This window comes from Streptomyces sp. MNU76, from assembly GCF_020982545.1.
Classification (GTDB): Bacteria; Actinomycetota; Actinomycetes; order Streptomycetales; family Streptomycetaceae; genus Streptomyces.
On record NZ_JAJKLK010000014.1, the window covers coordinates 35,886 to 51,793 of the forward strand.

Consider the following 15,908-nt stretch of genomic DNA (forward strand, 5'->3'; position numbering starts at 1 on the left):
TGATGCGTCAGTCGCAGCTGGAGGCGCTCTGGATCATGACGCCGGTCACGGTGAAATAGGAGGGGTACTGGCGTCCCGTGCTCGGCTCGATGCATTCGTAGCCGGTCACGCCGTTGCGGAGGTACCTGAGCATCACCCGGTCGTCGTTGCGGGTGTTGAACACATAGGCCGAGCCCCGGCTCCTCGATCCCAGGTTCTGGTAGTAGTCGGTGACGTCCTGGTACGCGGCGGTCGGCGACTGCGACTCCCAGTCGGCGGCGGTGAGGTAGAAGCACACGCGAGGGTACGCGCAACCCTTGTAGGAGTCGGCGTGAGCTTGGGGCGCCGCGAAGTGGCCGCCATCGCCACCGGCCTCGCCCTGGCCGGCCACGGCCGCATCGCCGCCGACAGCTTCCTGCCCTCCCTGCGCGCCCACCGGCTGGTGTATGGAGTGGCCACAGTGATACTCGGCGCGGTGACGGCGGGCGTCGTCCTGCTCATCCGGAACTGAGCCCGCCCTCGACACCTCTCGCCCAGGGCGGGCATGTGCCCCGACGGGCCGCCGCTTCGTACGAGGCGGCGGCCCCTGTCGTTCCCGCCGGCCACGGGGAGCAACGGCTCTCCGGCCCACCTGCCGCCCGGTGGTCACCTCTCGGTCGCCCCGCCACGGCGCGCGCTCCGACTGCCGCACGCACCCGCGCCCTTGGAGGGGAACCGCGAAAGGCAGACTGTCCGCATGACCCTCCACTGCATCGTGCTGGACGACTACCAGGACGCCGCCCTGACCCTGGCGGACTGGAGCCCCCTCGACGGCCACGTCGAGGTGCGCGCGCTCCGTGAGCACATCGCCGACCGGGACCGGCTCGTGGCCGAGCTCGCCGACTGCGAGATCGTCGTGGCCATGCGGGAACGCACCCCTTTCGACGCCGACCTCCTGCGCCGACTGCCCCGGCTCCGCCTGCTGATCACCACGGGCATGCGCAACGCCTCCATCGACCTGGCGGCGGCGCGGGCCCAGGGCGTGACCGTCTGCGGGACGGCGAGCAGCCCCACCCCGCCCGTCGAACTGACCTGGGCGCTTCTGCTCGGCCTCGCCCGGCAGGTCACCGTCGAGAACCGTGCCCTGCGCGAGGGCGGCCCCTGGCAGTCCACCATCGGCCAGGACCTGCACGGCCGCACCCTCGGCCTGCTCGGACTCGGCAAGATCGGCACCCGGGTGGCCCGCATCGCCACCGCCTTCGGCATGGAGGTCCTGGCCTGGAGCGAGAACCTCACCGCCGAGGGGGCGGCCGAGGCGAGCGCGAGACTCGCCGCGGGCAAGATGGATCTCCTGGGCCGCAGCGACTTCGTCTCCGTCCACCTCGTCCTGTCCGACCGCACCCGGGGCCTGCTGGGGGAGCCGGAACTGCGTGCCATGCGCCCGCACGCCCACCTCGTCAACACCTCCCGCGCCGCCATCGTCGACCGGACGGCACTGCTGCGCGCCCTGCGCGAGGGCTGGATCGCCGGCGCCGGCCTCGACGTCTTCGACAGCGAGCCCCTCCCCGCGGACGACCCCTTCCGCACCCTCCCCAACGTCCTCGCCACCCCGCACCTCGGCTATGTCACCGAGCGCAACTACCGCACCTTCTACTCGGAAGCGGTGGAGGACATCACCGCCTTCCTCGCCGACGCCCCCGTCCGGCAGCTGGCGGGCGCGTAGCCACCGGCACGTCAAGGCTCACGGAACGTCAACATCATGGGAGATCAGGGCGGTTCGCCTGCCTCATGACCGTCCGGACACATCCTGGATACGCTTCCGGCAGCTCACCCCGAGGCCGCTCGGTGCAACCCCGTTGCCGACGGCGATCTCTCTCACTACGGTCGGCCCATGGCGGACGACGAACCCACGCGCGCGGCACGGCTGCTGGACGCCCAGGCGAAAGCCGTACGGCTCTTCGCGGAGGTGGAGGAGCGCGGTCTCGTCGCCCCCGGCGAGGGCGAACGCGCGGTCAGCGACCGGATCCGGGACCTGGCGAACGAACTGTTCGGCACCACCCGGCACTGGCACAAGAGGATCGTGCGCTCCGGCCCGAACACACTGAAGCCCTACCGGGAGAACCCGCCGGACCGGGTGATCACCGCGGACGACGTCGTGTTCGCCGACTTCGGTCCCGTCTTCGAGGAGTACGAGGCCGACTTCGGCCGGACCTTCGTCCTCGGCGACGACGCCGTCAAGCACCGCCTCCGCGACGACCTGCCCCGCGTCTTCGCGGCGGGCCGGGCGTTCTTCGAGGCCGACCCGGACATCACCGGAGCGCGGCTGTACGCCGAGGTGGACAGGCTCGCCGCGGAGGCCGGATGGCGGCTGGGCGGCTGGCACGCCGGCCACCTGGTCGGCGAGTTCCCGCACGAGTGGATCGACGGCGCGGACGTGGAGTCGTACATCACCCCCGCCAACACCACACCGCTGCGCCGCACCGACAAGGCCGGGCGCCGCTGCCACTGGATCCTGGAGATCCATCTCATCGACCCCGCACGCGAGTTCGGCGGCTTTCACGAAGAATTACTCACCCTCTGACCGGGCCTTTCGTCCCCTTCGCGAACCTCGATGGCGGACCGGGGCAACCATCCGTGCCACTCGCGGGTCACATCCAGTGAGAGCAAAGCGCTCTCATGGCAACAAGGGGGAAATATGCGAAAGGTACGCAATGTCGTGACGGTGGGGGCGTTAGCCGCTCTGGCGGTGGGCGCCTCGACCGCGTTCGCCACGACGGCCTCCGCCGCGCCGAACGTCACCCCGCAGGGTGTCTGCGGCAAGGCCTACAAGACGGTGAACTCGGCGCCCGTCGGTTCGCTGGGCACCGTCTACCTGACCTACAACTCCTCGAACGGCGAGAACTGCGTCGCGACCATCCGCAAGAACCCGGGCACGCTCAAGCCCATGTCCACGTGGATCTACGTCCCCGCCACCGACGAGTACGCGGGCGACGCAGGCGACTACTCCTCGTACGCGGGGCCGGCCTACGTCTACGGCAAGGGCTTCTGCGTGAGCTGGGGCGGCAGCATCGACAACGTGTACGTGTCGGTGGAGAACTCCAACTGCGGTTCCCTGAAGGAGACGCGGGTCACCGAGATCCGCTGATCCGGCCGACGTGCTGACTCGACCGGTCAGCTGATCAGCCTGTCACCGAGCCGTGAGTTCCCGAACCGGCCGCCTCTCCTGAGGCGCACCTGGCGCGGGGACTCACGGCGCATTGTTGAACACGTTCAAAAAGAGCTACCCTGAGATCGAACCGATCGAAGGGGGTTCAGATGAAGGTGGTGCTGCCCGGGGGAACCGGACAGGTCGGTGCCATTCTCGACCGTGCGCTGACAGCGGCCGGTCACGAGGTCACCGTCGTCACCCGGCGCCCCACGCGGGCCCACGACATCGGCTGGGACGGGGCCGCGCTCGGCCCCTGGGCCAAGGCGATCGACGGCTGCGACGTCGTGATCAACCTGGCCGGACGCAGCGTCTCCTGCCGCTACACCCCTGAGAACCTGCGGGCCATGATGGACTCCCGGGTGGATTCGACGCGGGTCGTCGGCGAGGCGATCGCCGCCGCCGGGCAGCCACCGCGCGTCTGGCTCCAGATGAGTACGGCGACGGTCTACGCCCACCGCTTCGACGCGCCCCACGACGAGGCGACCGGCACCATCGGCGGCTCCGAGCCCGGGGTGCCCGACTACTGGGCGTACAGCGTCGAGATCGCGAGGAACTGGGAGCGGGCGCAGGCCGAGGCGCCGACCCCCACGACCCGCAAGGTGGCCCTGCGCTCGGCCATGGTGATGAGCCCCGACCGGGGCGGTGTGTTCGACGTGCTCTCACGACTGGTGCGGTTCGGGCTCGGCGGTCCGGTGGCCGGCGGCGCGCAGTACGTCTCCTGGATCCAGGACGAGGACTTCGTGCGGGCCGTGGAGTTCCTGATCGCCCGGGACGACCTCGACGGGCCGGTGAACCTCGCCTCGCCCGATCCCCTTCCGCACCGCACGTTCATGCGGCAGCTGCGCACGGCCTGGAACGTCCCGGTGGGACTGCCGGCGACCCGCTGGATGGCGGAACTGGGCGCGTTCGCCCTGCGCTCGGACACGGAACTGCTGTTCAAGAGCCGCCGCGTCGTGCCGGGCCGGTTGCTCACCGCCGGGTTCTCCTTCGCGCACCCCGACTGGGAGGACGCTGCGGCGTCCCTGGTGCGGCGGGCCCGATCGGAGCGCTCCGCCGTGCCCCTCCGGGAGTCATGACGGGCACGCGGCCGGCCGGTTCTGCTCCCGGTACCTGCTGACCGGACGCCCACGATCCGGGAGCGCATCGGCACGCGTGAAGGCGGACAGGACCCGGAATATCGCGTGCGGTGGCGTCGGTCGGCGTAGCAGACTCCCAGGCATGGTGGACATGCGCATGTTCCGGGACGAGGTCACCCGCTGGGCGGGCGGCGGCACCGGCGGATCGGCGAGGGAACTGACGGAGCCGCTCGGGGTGCACACGGTCGTCCTGCTGGAAGGGCTGAGCGACCTCGCCGCCGTCGAGGCGCTGGCCGAGCGGCGGGGCCGGGACCTGGCCGCCGAGGGGGTCTGCGTCCTGTCGATGGGCGGTGCGATGAGCGTCGGCCGCTATGCCGCACGCCTCGGACCCTCCGGCCTCGGCCTGCGTCTCGTCGGTCTGTGCGACGAGCGCGAGAAGCCGTTCTTCGACCGGGGCCTCGCCCCGGACTCGACTCCGCGCCACGCCGTCTTCGTCTGCTCGGCGGACCTGGAGGACGAGCTCATCCGTGCGCTGGGCCCCGCGCGGGTCGAGGAGATCGTCCACGCCGAGGACGAGTCGCGCCCCTGGCACACCTTCCTGCAGCAGCCCGCACAGCACGGCCGCCCCCGGCACCAGCAGCTGCGGCGCTTCATGAGCACCCGGAAGGGGCGCAAGATACGCTACGGCCGCCTCCTGGTCGAAGCCCTCACCCCCGAGCAGGTACCCGCCCCGCTGAACGATCTCTTCACCTGCCTCTGAGACGGGGGACACCGCGTCCTGCGGACCGGTCAGAGCTCGCCCGCGCGCCCCGGACCTGCTGTGACTTCGCCCACCTGCCCTTGCCCGGGCACGCGGCGCCTACCTACGTTCGGTCGCATGTCCCCCCTTGACCGCGCCCTTCCCGGCGGACCGGACGAGCCCGAGGCGGCCGGCCATCCCACCACGGACGGCCCCGACGCCTCCCCGACGGTCGATCTGGACATCGACCTGACCTCACACGAGATGCTCCGGCGCGCTCATGTCCTGGAGGCCCTCGGCCCTGACTGGGACCCCGTCGCGGCCCTGCGCGACGAGCAGGCGGCGAACCGACTGCTCTACTCCGGCCTCGACGCCGATCAGCGGCGGGTCTACGACGAACTGGTCGCGGCCGGTGTGCTGCCGGGCGCCGGGCCGGGAGACGGGGGCGGTCATGCTGCCGCTTGACCCGCAGGCCGACATCGGGCGCCGCGCCTGGGTGGCCTGCCCGAACTGCGCCGACCACCAGGGATGCGCGACCTGTGAGCAGGGCCGCACCTGCTCCGCACACTGGCGCTATCTGCTCTCCAACGTCGGCAGCCTGCTGCACCTGCAGTGCCCGTCGTGCACCCACATCTGGGCCCACGAGACCCACTTCGGTGCCACCCGCACCCCCTGGGAGCGCATCCGCAGCGGCCTGCGACGCCACTGACCCGCCCCCGCAGCCGAGCCGACGGGCCGGGGCCGGCCCGGTGAGGCCGGACGGCGCAGGGGCGCCCGCTTTCGGATGACCTCACCGTCTGTCGCCGGGGACGGCGGAGGGCCGTGGCCGAGGATCTCGGTCGGCGGTCATCCCTGCCTGCCGTTCGTCCGCCCGGAGGCAGTCGTGCACATCCTGCTCCTAGCCAGCGCTTTCAACAGCCTCACCCAGCGCGCCCACGCCGACCTGCGCGACCGGGGCCACACCGTGGCGGTCGAACTGGCCCTGCCCGACAACCCCTTGCCGCAGGCCGTACGGAGTCACGCACCGGAGCTCGTCGTCGCGCCCATGCTCAGGACGGCGATCCCCGAGGAGGTGTGGTCGGCATACGCCTGCCTCGTCGTCCACCCAGGGCCCGTGGGCGACCGGGGACCGTCCTCCCTGGACTGGGCGATCCACGAGGGCGCCGACCGGTGGGGCGTCACCGTCCTCCAGGCCGACGCGGAGATGGACGCCGGTGACGTGTGGGCCTGCGTGCCCTGCCGGGTTCCTCCGGTGGCCAAGAGCGAGCTGTACCGGGGCGAGATCGCCGACGCAGCCATCGAGGCCGTGCTGCTCGCGGTGGAGCGCTTCGCCGACGGCACGTACGTACCGCTCAAGCAGGCCGGGTCGGGCACCGCCGACGCCCACGAGCGTGCCGCTGCAGGTGCAGCCGCACCCTCCGGCCCCCGCGCCCGTCCCTACCTCGACCAGAGCGTCCGCCGCATCGACTGGGACGAGGACTCCACCCGGGACGTCCTGCGCAAGCTGCGGGCGGCGGACTCGCAGCCCGGCGTCCTGGACGTGCTGCTCGGCGGGGAGTGGTACCTGCACGGCGGCCACGCCGAGGGAGTACTGCGCGGGTGCCCGGGGGAACTCCTGGCCACGCGCGCCGGAGCGATCTGCCGGGCCACCAGGGACGGCGCCGTGTGGATCCCCGAGCTGCGGCCCCGGCGGGTGCCCGGACAGCCGCCCACCTTCAAGCTGCCCGCCGTACGGGCCCTCGGCGACCGGCTGCCGCCGCTGCCCGAGGACGCCCTGCCCCGCCTGCCCGAGAACCCGGACCGGACCTGGTCGGACATCCGCTACCAGGAGGAGGGGAACGTCGGGCACCTCTCGTTCTCCTTCCCCGGCGGCGCCATGAGCACCGAGCGGTGCCGCCGCCTCCTCGACGCCTACCGGGAGGCGTGCGCACGGCCCACGACGGTGCTGGTGCTGGGCGGACAGCGGGACTTCTTCTCCAACGGCATCCACCTGGGCGTCATCGACGCCGCCGACGACCCGGCCGCCGAGTCCTGGGCGAACATCAACGCCATCGACGACCTGGTCGAGGCGGTCCTGACGACGACCGACCGGCTGGTGGTCGCGGCGATCGGGGGCAACGCCGCTGCCGGAGGCGTGATGCTCGCCCTGGCGGCCGACGAGGTGTGGTGCCGCTCGGGCGCCGTACTGAACCCGCACTACCGGCTGATGGGCCTGTACGGCTCGGAGTACTGGACCCTCACCCTGCCGCGCCGCGTGGGAGCCGCGACGGCCGGACGGCTCATGGACGAGGCCCTGCCGGTGAGCTCGGCGAGCGCACTGCGGCTCGGGCTCGTCGACCGGATCGTCGACCGGGACCCCGACGCCTTCGCGGGCGAGGTCGCGGGCCTGGCGGCACGGCTGGCCTCCCTTCCGGCGACGGCAGCACGGATCTCCGCGAAGAAGACCGAGCTGGACCGGCTGGAGAGCACGACCCCCCTGGCCGGCTTCCGGGAGCGGGAGCTCGCCCTGATGCGCCGGACCTTCGACGACCCGGACGCCCCGTACCACGCGCTGCGCCGTTCCTTCGTCCGCAAGGAACGGCCCTCGCACACCCCGCCGCACCTGGCGGCGGCCCGGGTTGCGCGAACCGCCCCGATGCCCGCCGCCGCCGACGTCACCGGAACGGCCCCCGATGTCGTCGCATCGCGGTTCGACGGCTGATACGAAGAAGAGCGAACGGCCGACTTACAGGCTTTCATCCCTTACCTCCCCAGGAGGCGGTCCCATGACTGAGGCGACGCCGGGCACGCTCGATGCCGCAGACGCGGGCGCTGCGCCCGCCGACGAAACGCCCACGATCCACATCCTCTGGATCAACGCGGGCCTGAGCTGCGACGGTGACTCGGTCGCGCTGACGGCGGCCATGCAGCCCAGCATCGAGGAGATCGTGCTCGGTGCACTGCCAGGGCTGCCGAAGATCGCCGTGCACTGGCCGCTCATCGACTTCGAGTGCGGCCCGATCGGCGGCTCGGACACGTTCATCGAGTGGTTCTTCAAGGGGGAGCGGGGCGAGATCGACCCGTTCGTCCTGGTCGTCGAGGGCTCCATCCCCAACGAGGCGATCAAGCCCGAGGGCTACTGGTGCGGCTTCGGCGACAACCCGGAGACCGGTCAGCCGATCACCACCAGCGAGTGGATCGACCGGCTCGCCCCGAAGGCGCTGGCGGTCGTCGCCATCGGCACCTGCGCCACCTACGGCGGCATCCACGCCATGGCCGGCAACCCGACCGGCGCGATGGGGGTGCCGGACTACCTCGGCTGGGACTGGAAGTCCCACGCCGGTATCCCCATCGTGTGCGTCCCGGGCTGCCCCATCCAGCCCGACAACTTCTCCGAGACGCTCACCTACCTGCTCTACCAGGCCGCCGGCTCCGCGCCGATGATCCCGCTGGACGACAAGCTGCGTCCCACCTGGCTGTTCGGGGCCACCGTCCACGAGGGCTGCGACCGCGCGGGCTACTACGAACAGGGCCAGTTCGCCCTGTCGTACGACTCGCCCACCTGCCTGGTCAAGCTCGGCTGCTGGGGCCCGGTCGTCAAGTGCAACGTGCCCAAGCGCGGCTGGATGAACGGCATCGGCGGCTGCCCCAACGTCGGCGGCATCTGCATCGCCTGCACGATGCCCGGGTTCCCCGACAAGTTCATGCCGTTCATGGACGAACCCCCCGGCGCCAAGTTGTCCAGCGGCGCCAGCGGGGCGTACGGCGCCGTGGTCCGCAAACTGCGGTCGATCACCGCAAGGACCGTGGACAAGGAGCCCAAGTGGCGCCGTACCGGCGAGAAGATCACCACCGGCTACCGGCCCCCGTGGTGAGCGACTCCCAGGAGTAGCCGGTTCCTCTCCCCACACCCCACCCCAACTCCCGCGCAGTGACGCAACGAAGGGCACCCACCCAGATGGCACCGAAGACGAAGACGGCCGGCGACGGCAGTGGCCTGGTGGAGATGGCCTGGGACCCGATCACCCGGATCGTGGGCTCCCTGGGCATCCACACGAAGATCGACTTCAAGCAGAAGCGGGTCGCCGAGTGCTACAGCACATCGTCGGTCTTCCGTGGCTACAGCGTCTTCATGCGCGGCAAGGACCCCCGCGACGCCCACTTCATCACCAGCCGCATCTGCGGGATCTGCGGCGACAACCACGCCACCTGCTCCGTGTACGCCCAGAACATGGCGTACGGCGTGAAGCCCCCGCACCTCGGCGAGTGGATCATCAACCTCGGCGAGTCGGCGGAGTACATGTTCGACCACAACATCTTCCAGGAGAACCTGGTCGGGGTCGACTACTGCGAAAAAATGGTCAAGGAGACCAACCCAGGTGTCCTCGAACTCGCCGAGCGCACCGAGGCTCCGCACGCCGCCGAGCACGGCTACCGCACGATCGCCGACATCATGCGCTCGCTCAACCCCCTGGAGGGCGAGTTCTACCGCGAGGCGCTCCAGGTCAGCCGCTACACGCGCGAGATGTTCTGCCTGATGGAGGGCCGCCATGTGCACCCCTCCACGCTGTACCCGGGCGGCGTCGGCACCATCGCCTCCGTCCAGCTCTTCACGGACTACATGAGCCGCCTCATGCGCTACGTCGAGTTCATGAAGCGTGTCGTGCCCCTGCACGACGACCTGTTCGACTTCTTCTACGAGGCCCTGCCCGGCTACGAGGAGGTCGGCCGCCGCCGTGTCATGCTCGGCTGCTGGGGCGCGCTCAACGACCCCGAGTACTGCGACTTCACCTACGCCAACATGACCGACTGGGGACGGAAGATGTTCGTCACCCCCGGTGTCGTCGTGGACGGCAAACTGGTCACCAACGACCTCACCGAGATCAACCTCGGCATCCGCATCCTGCTGGGCAGCTCCTACTACGAGGACTGGCAGGGCCAGGAGCAGTTCGTCACCCACGACCCGCTCGGCAACCCGGTCGACCCGCGCCACCCGTGGAACCAGCACACCATCCCGGCCCCGCAGAAGCGGAACTTCGACGACAAGTACAGCTGGGTCATGTCCCCGCGCTGGTTCGACGGCAAGGACCACCTCGCCCTGGACACCGGCGGCGGCCCCATCGCCCGCCTGTGGTCCACCGCCCTGTCCGGGCTCGTCGACATCGGCTACATCAAGGCCACCGGCCACAGCGTGGTCATCAACCTGCCCCGCACCATGACCAAGCCGGAGACCACCTTCGAGTGGCGGATCCCGAAGTGGTCCAACGCCCTCGAACGCAACCGCGCCCGCACCTACTTCCAGGCCTACGCCGCCGCCGTCGCCCTGCACTGCGCGGAGAAGGGCCTGGCGGAGGTCCGTGCCGGACGCACCCAGACCTGGGAGAAGTTCGAGGTCCCCGACCAGGGCATCGGCGTCGGCTTCACCGAGGCCGTCCGCGGCGTCCTCTCCCACCACATGGTCATCCGCGACGGCAAGATCGCCAACTACCACCCGTACCCGCCGACGCCCTGGAACGCGAGCACCAGGGACACCTTCGGCACACCCGGCCCGTACGAGGACGCCGTGCAGAACACGCCCATCTTCGAGGAGAACACCCCGGAGAACTTCAAGGGCATCGACATCATGCGCGCCGTCCGCAGCTTCGACCCCTGTCTGCCCTGCGGCGTCCACATGTACGTCGGCGACGGCAGGACCGTGAAGTCGATGCATGTGCCCACCGGCCTGAGCGGACTGGGCGGATGAGCGCGCCGACGGCGACGGCGCCGGTGAACGCGGAGCAGACCGGACGCAGGGTCGAGGAGGTGCTCGACCGCCTCGCCGAGAGCGGCGACCCGGCCGTCACCGCGGCCGCCGAGGAACTCGTCCGCTCCCTCATGGACTTCTACGGGGCCGGCCTGGCCCGCATCCTCCATCTGCTGTCCTCCGCGCCGGGCGACCCGTCGGTACGGCTGCTAGGCGACGAACTCGTCGCGAGCCTCCTGGTCCTGCACGACCTGCACCCCGAGGACCGCGACACCCGTATCGCCCGCGCCCTCGACACCGTCCGTGAGCACACCCTGGACGTCATGGACCTCGACGAGCCGACCGGCACGCTCCGGGTGCGCGCCCGGGCGTCCGGCGGCTGCGGCTCCGCCGCCGACGCCCGGCAGGCGGCGGAGACGGCACTCGCCTGCTTCGCGCCCGAGGTCAGGGCCGTCCACGTGGAGACCGCCCCGGTGGAACCCCCGCTCCTGCAGATCGGCTCGGCACCGACGGGGGCCCGATGACCGCGACGACCGCGCCCACGCCGAACGCCGGTCCCGGTGCGGGCCTGCGGCGGTTCGTCACCGAGCGTCCACCGCGCCAGGAGCGGTGCGAACTGTGCGCGGTGGTGGTGCCCGAGGACCACCGCCACCTGGTCGACACCGAAAAGCGCGCCCTTGTCTGCGCCTGCGGCGCCTGCGCCCTGCTGATGGAACAACCGGGCGCCGCCGCGGGCCGCTTCCGCGCCGTCCCCGCCCGCTACCTCACCGACCCCGCACATCAGTTGGACGACACGGCCTGGGAGGCGTTGCAGATCCCGGTCGGCGTCGCCTTCCTCTTCCGCAACGCGGCGCTGGACCGGCTGGTCGCCCTCTACCCGAGCCCGGCCGGAGCCACCGAGAGCGAACTGGAACCGGCGACCTGGGAGGCGGTCCTCGGCGGCAGCCGCCTCGCCGGACTCCTCGAACCCGACGTGGAGGCACTGCTGCTGCACCGCACCGACGGCCGCGGCGAGTGCCACCTCGTCCCGATCGACATCTGTTACGAACTCGTCGGCCGCATGCGCCTGCTGTGGCAGGGCTTCGACGGCGGAGCCGAGGCCCGCGCCACCCTGGACACCTTCTTCGCGGACGTCGCACGACGCGCCCGGCCCGTGGACGAGGCGGTGCGCCCATGACGGAGTTCTCCTTCGCCTGCACCGGCGTCCGCGCCGACCGGTACGCCGCCGGACCCACGCTCGTCTTCCGGCTGCGCGTCACCGCCGCCGACAACGCCCACGTGCACGCCGTCGCACTGCGCTGCCAGATCCGCATCGAACCGGCCCACCGGACGTACGAGCCGGCCGAGGCCGACGGGCTGACCGACCTCTTCGGCGAGCGCTCACGCTGGGGCAGCTCCCTCCAACCGGTGCAGTTCGCCCAGGTCGCGCTCATGGTGCCCAGCTTCACCGGGGAGACCGACGTCGACCTCGTCGTGCCCTGCACCTACGACATGGACATCGCCGCCAGCCGCTATCTCACCGCCCTCACCGACGGCGAGGTCCCGCTGCTGATGCTGTTCTCCGGCACGGCGTTCACCGGCACCGGCGGCTTCCGGGTCGAACCCGTCCCGTGGGACCGCGAGGCCGCCTTCCGCATGCCGGTCGCCACCTGGCGGGAGATGGTCGAACAGCACTTCCCCGGCTGCGGCTGGATCCGGCTGCCCCGCGACACCATGGACGCCCTCCTCGCCTACCGCTCCCGGCACGCGCTGTCCTCCTGGGAGGCGACCCTCACGTCCCTGCTCGACGACAGCCGCGCCGCCGACGCGCCCGCGAGGGACCCGCTGCGCGCCCTCACCGGCACCACCGGAAGGAGCGACACATGACCCTCACCGCGTTCGCCGCCGAGACCGAGGAACGGTTCGCCCTCGCCCGGCAGGTGGCCGACGCCGTCCTCTTCGAGGGCTACGTGCTCTACCCCTACCGTGCCTCGGCGGCCAAGAACCGGCTGCGCTGGCAGTTCGGGGTGCTCGTGCCGCCCGCCTGGGGCGCCGAGTGCGACGAACACGACTTCCAGCACACCGAATGCCTGATGGAGCCGAAGGCGGGCGCGACCCTCTCGGTGGAGGTGCGCTTCCTGCACGCCCGGCGGCGCACGGTGCAGCGGGCACGCCCGGACGGCGGCTTCGACACAGTCCCCGAACTCGACCTCGACGACCGGGTGCTGGTGCCCTGGGACGAGGGCGTCGAGGAACGCGTCGAGGTGATCGCGCCGGTGGACGCGCTCCTCGGCGACGGCGTCACCCACCCCTTCCACCTCCCGGCACGGGAGGACACCGCACCGGTCCTGGACGCGGCCGGCCGCACCGTCGGCCGACTCCTCCGGCGCCGCGAGGAGATCCACGGGACGGTACGGCTGTCCGCCCGCGAACTCGACGGCCCCTACCGGGTGTTGCGCCTGACTGCCGTCGTCGAGAACACCAGCGGCTGGACCCCGCCCGAGGGACACGGCGCGGACCGGGACGCCGCGCTGCCGCACTCCCTGGTGGCCACCCACCTGCTCATGGCTCTCAGCGCCGGATCGTTCCTGTCGATGACCGATCCCCCCGAGTGGGCCAAGGACGCGGTCGCCACCTGCCGCAACCTGCACACCTGGCCCGTGCTCGCCGGGGAACCCGGCCGCGCCGACCTCGTGCTGTCCTCACCGATCATCCTGGACGACCACCCGGCCATCGCCCCGGAGAGCCCCGGCGCGCTCTACGACGCCACCGAGATCGACGAGATCCTCGCACTGCGCACCGCCGCCCTCACCGACGAGGAGAAGCGGGAGGCCCGGGGCACCGACGAACGCGCCGCCGCCGTCATCGAGTTGGCCGACTCGATGCCACCCGAGGTCCTGGAACGGCTGCACGGTGCGGTACGGAGCCTGCGCGAGGTCACCGGCCCGGACCCCGCCGCCCCGGGCCCCGGCTCGACGGCCCTCGGCCCCGGTTTCGGCGCCGGTGGCGACGGCTTCCCCGACGAGCACGGGGTGCCGCGGCCGGACACGCCCTGGTGGGACCCCGCGAGCGACGCGGGCTTCGACCCGACGCGGGACCGCGTGGTCGTCGACGGCCGGTCGCTGGGCAAGGGCAGCCGTGTCGAACTACGCCCGGGGCTGCGCCGCACCGACGCCCAGGACATCTTCCTGCGTGGCCGTACCGCCGAGGTCGAGGCGGTGCTCCACGACGTCGACGGCGGGGTGCACCTCGCGGTGACGGTCGAGGGCGACCCGGGCGCCGACATCCGGCGCGAGCAGGGACGGTACCTGTACTTCCAGCCCGACGAGGTCACCCCGCTGGAGGACGACGCATGAGTCCCTCCCCAGCGCCGGGGCCCAGGACCCTGGTCGCCGGTATCGGCAACATCTTCCTCGGCGACGACGGCTTCGGCGTGGAGACCGCCCGCCGCCTCGCCGAGCGTGACCTGCCCGGGCACACCGAGGTCGTGGACATCGGTGTACGGGGGGTGCACCTCGCCTACCAGCTCCTGGACGGTTACGACACCCTCGTCCTCGTCGACGCCACGGCACGCGGCGAGACCCCCGGCACGCTGTACGTCATCGAGCACGACGACACGGCGCCGGACCCGTCGCCGGGCACCCCCGCCCTCGACGGCCACCGGATGACCCCCGACACCGTCCTGGCGCTGCTGCGCACCCTCTGCGCCGGGACCGGCGGCGAGCCACCGCGCAGGGTCCTGGTCGTCGGATGCGAACCGGCCTCGGTGGACGAGCGCATCGGACTGAGCACACCGGTGTCCGCCGCCGTGCCGGAGGCCGTCCGGCTGATCGAAGAGCTGCTGCGGAACGGCGAGCCGTCCGTGGCGCGGGCCTCAACCGCTGAGGCTCCGACATGAGGAGAGACGTATGAAGAAGATCGTCATCGGAGGAGCGGCGATGGCCGCCCTGGTCGCCGTCGCCGCCGAGGTCCTGCCGGACCTCAGGCGCTACCTGCGCATCCGACGGATGTGAGACACGGCCGTCGGCGAGTGAGCCCTACGGTTGCGTCGAACGGCGTACCCGCCGTGCCGTGACGGCGCGGCGGGCCGCGGGACCCGCGTGCGCACACCTGTAATGAACCCCGGCGCAAGGCAAGCGGCGGAAGGACCACAGACCCATGCACGAGATGTCCGTCGCGCTGGCCGTCGTCGACCAGGTCGCGGAGGCCGCCGACCGGGCCGGAGACGTCACGGCGGTGCGTGCGGTTCGGCTCCAGGTGGGAGAACTGGCCGGTGTCGTCCCCGACTCCCTCGCCTTCTGCTTCGAACTGGCCTGTGCCGGGACCCTGTTGGACGGTGCCGAACTGGTCACCGAGGCGGTGCCGGGGTGGGCCCGCTGCACTCCCTGCGCCCACGAGTGGGCCGTCGGCATGCCGCCCCGGCTCACCTGTCCCGCGTGCGGCGGTACGCGAACCGAGCTGCTGGCGGGCCGCGAACTGCAGATCGTCGACGTGCGCTGGGAGGACGGCGGCCCCGCGCGTCCGTCCTCCCGCGAACCGATCTCCGAGGAGAGCTGAAACCATGTGCCGTGTCGCCGACCTGCGCCAGGCCGTACTCGCGAAGAACGACGCGAGCGCCCACGAACTGCGTGCCGCCCTCACGGCCCGGGGCACCGCGGTAGTCAACCTGCTGTCCAGCCCGGGCAGCGGCAAGACCGCGCTGCTGGAACAGGAACTGCTGCGGGCACGCGAGCGGTCGATCCCCGTGGCGGCGCTGAGCGCCGATCTCGCCACCGAGAACGACGCGATCCGCCTGGCGCGTTCGGGTGTGCCGGTCAAGCAGGTGCTCACCGACGGGCTGTGCCATCTGGAGGCCGGCATGCTCGCCGGGCATCTGGACGGCTGGCTGCCCGACGACGTCCGGCTGCTGTTCGTGGAGAACGTCGGCAACCTCGTCTGCCCCGCCTCCTACGACCTGGGCGAGACACTCCGGGTCGTCCTCGCCGCCGTCACGGAGGGCGAGGACAAGCCGCTCAAGTACCCCACCGCCTTCGGTCTGGCCCAGCTGGTCGTGGTCACCAAGACGGACCTCGCGGAGGCCGCCGAGTTCAACGAGGTCGCGTTCCGCAAGAACCTGGAACAGGTCAACCCCGGCGTCGAGGTGATCCTGACCTCGGCCCGCCGCGGGTGGGGCGTCGGCGCGCTGCTCGACCGGGCGCTGGCCACCGCGGACGGCTCACCCGCACA

The 15,908-nt window shown here is 71.6% G+C and carries 19 protein-coding genes and 1 pseudogene; 19 read left to right on the plus strand and 1 reads right to left on the minus strand.

What is annotated here, in order from left to right; all coding sequences use genetic code 11:
• Positions 1–7 precede the first annotated feature (7 nt).
• Positions 8–277: a hypothetical protein gene (locus E4N62_RS25650; RefSeq protein ID WP_230218337.1), complete on the minus strand. Its 270-nt coding sequence runs from the start codon at positions 275–277 to the stop codon at positions 8–10.
• A 33-nt stretch (positions 278–310) separates the two neighbouring features.
• Here E4N62_RS25650 and E4N62_RS25655 point away from each other — a divergent pair, with 33 nt between their 5' ends.
• The 19 genes and pseudogenes from E4N62_RS25655 to hypB form a co-directional block, all read left to right on the plus strand.
• On the plus strand, positions 311–490 hold the full coding sequence (locus E4N62_RS25655; RefSeq protein ID WP_374117063.1) for a hypothetical protein: 180 nt from the start codon (positions 311–313) through the stop codon (positions 488–490).
• Positions 491–715: 225 nt separating this feature from the next.
• On the plus strand, positions 716–1,681 hold the full coding sequence (locus E4N62_RS25660) for a D-2-hydroxyacid dehydrogenase family protein (protein ID WP_230218339.1): 966 nt from the start codon (positions 716–718) through the stop codon (positions 1,679–1,681).
• Between the two features lie 168 nt (positions 1,682–1,849).
• Entirely contained in the window at positions 1,850–2,539 is a 690-nt protein-coding gene (locus E4N62_RS25665) for a M24 family metallopeptidase (protein ID WP_230218341.1), read from the plus strand.
• A 114-nt stretch (positions 2,540–2,653) separates the two neighbouring features.
• Complete coding sequence (locus tag E4N62_RS25670) at positions 2,654–3,103, plus strand: spore-associated protein (protein ID WP_230218343.1); 450 nt, start codon at positions 2,654–2,656, stop codon at positions 3,101–3,103.
• 170 nt (positions 3,104–3,273) lie between these two features.
• Positions 3,274–4,242, plus strand: a complete 969-nt coding sequence (locus tag E4N62_RS25675) for a TIGR01777 family oxidoreductase (protein ID WP_230218345.1) — start codon at positions 3,274–3,276, stop codon at positions 4,240–4,242.
• A gap of 142 nt (positions 4,243–4,384) precedes the next feature.
• The gene (locus E4N62_RS25680) at positions 4,385–5,002 is read left to right on the plus strand and encodes a TOPRIM nucleotidyl transferase/hydrolase domain-containing protein (RefSeq protein ID WP_230218347.1); all 618 of its coding nucleotides are present in this window, start codon (positions 4,385–4,387) and stop codon (positions 5,000–5,002) included.
• A 117-nt stretch (positions 5,003–5,119) separates the two neighbouring features.
• The gene (locus tag E4N62_RS25685) at positions 5,120–5,446 is read left to right on the plus strand and encodes a DUF6400 family protein (RefSeq protein WP_230218349.1); all 327 of its coding nucleotides are present in this window, start codon (positions 5,120–5,122) and stop codon (positions 5,444–5,446) included.
• Entirely contained in the window at positions 5,433–5,690 is a 258-nt protein-coding gene (locus E4N62_RS25690) for a hypothetical protein (RefSeq protein ID WP_230218358.1), read from the plus strand. The genes E4N62_RS25685 and E4N62_RS25690 overlap by 14 nt, the downstream gene beginning before the upstream one ends.
• A 174-nt stretch (positions 5,691–5,864) precedes the next feature.
• The gene (locus E4N62_RS25695) at positions 5,865–7,682 is read left to right on the plus strand and encodes an enoyl-CoA hydratase-related protein (RefSeq protein WP_230218484.1); all 1,818 of its coding nucleotides are present in this window, start codon (positions 5,865–5,867) and stop codon (positions 7,680–7,682) included.
• A 64-nt stretch (positions 7,683–7,746) separates the two neighbouring features.
• Positions 7,747–8,835, plus strand: coding sequence for a hydrogenase expression protein HypE (locus E4N62_RS25700; RefSeq protein ID WP_230218360.1), 1,089 nt, complete (start codon positions 7,747–7,749; stop codon positions 8,833–8,835).
• Positions 8,836–8,918: 83 nt separating this feature from the next.
• Complete coding sequence (locus E4N62_RS25705; RefSeq protein ID WP_230218369.1) at positions 8,919–10,703, plus strand: nickel-dependent hydrogenase large subunit; 1,785 nt, start codon at positions 8,919–8,921, stop codon at positions 10,701–10,703.
• Complete coding sequence (locus tag E4N62_RS25710; RefSeq protein WP_230218371.1) at positions 10,700–11,227, plus strand: hypothetical protein; 528 nt, start codon at positions 10,700–10,702, stop codon at positions 11,225–11,227. Before E4N62_RS25705 ends, E4N62_RS25710 begins: the two co-directional genes overlap by 4 nt.
• The gene (locus E4N62_RS25715) at positions 11,224–11,880 is read left to right on the plus strand and encodes a DUF5947 family protein (protein WP_230218373.1); all 657 of its coding nucleotides are present in this window, start codon (positions 11,224–11,226) and stop codon (positions 11,878–11,880) included. Before E4N62_RS25710 ends, E4N62_RS25715 begins: the two co-directional genes overlap by 4 nt.
• Complete coding sequence (locus E4N62_RS25720; protein ID WP_230218375.1) at positions 11,877–12,569, plus strand: DUF6084 family protein; 693 nt, start codon at positions 11,877–11,879, stop codon at positions 12,567–12,569. Before E4N62_RS25715 ends, E4N62_RS25720 begins: the two co-directional genes overlap by 4 nt.
• Positions 12,566–14,038: a hypothetical protein gene (locus E4N62_RS25725; RefSeq protein ID WP_230218377.1), complete on the plus strand. Its 1,473-nt coding sequence runs from the start codon at positions 12,566–12,568 to the stop codon at positions 14,036–14,038. Before E4N62_RS25720 ends, E4N62_RS25725 begins: the two co-directional genes overlap by 4 nt.
• The gene (locus tag E4N62_RS25730) at positions 14,035–14,580 is read left to right on the plus strand and encodes a hydrogenase maturation protease (protein ID WP_230218379.1); all 546 of its coding nucleotides are present in this window, start codon (positions 14,035–14,037) and stop codon (positions 14,578–14,580) included. Before E4N62_RS25725 ends, E4N62_RS25730 begins: the two co-directional genes overlap by 4 nt.
• A 10-nt stretch (positions 14,581–14,590) precedes the next feature.
• The gene (locus tag E4N62_RS49665) at positions 14,591–14,695 is read left to right on the plus strand and encodes a hypothetical protein (protein ID WP_371271399.1); all 105 of its coding nucleotides are present in this window, start codon (positions 14,591–14,593) and stop codon (positions 14,693–14,695) included.
• A gap of 145 nt (positions 14,696–14,840) precedes the next feature.
• The gene (locus tag E4N62_RS25735) at positions 14,841–15,239 is read left to right on the plus strand and encodes a hydrogenase maturation nickel metallochaperone HypA (protein WP_230218381.1); all 399 of its coding nucleotides are present in this window, start codon (positions 14,841–14,843) and stop codon (positions 15,237–15,239) included.
• Between the two features lie 4 nt (positions 15,240–15,243).
• Positions 15,244–15,858, plus strand: a pseudogene (gene hypB, locus E4N62_RS25740) (hydrogenase nickel incorporation protein HypB); the annotation flags it as partial.
• Between the last annotated feature and the right edge of the window lie 50 nt (positions 15,859–15,908).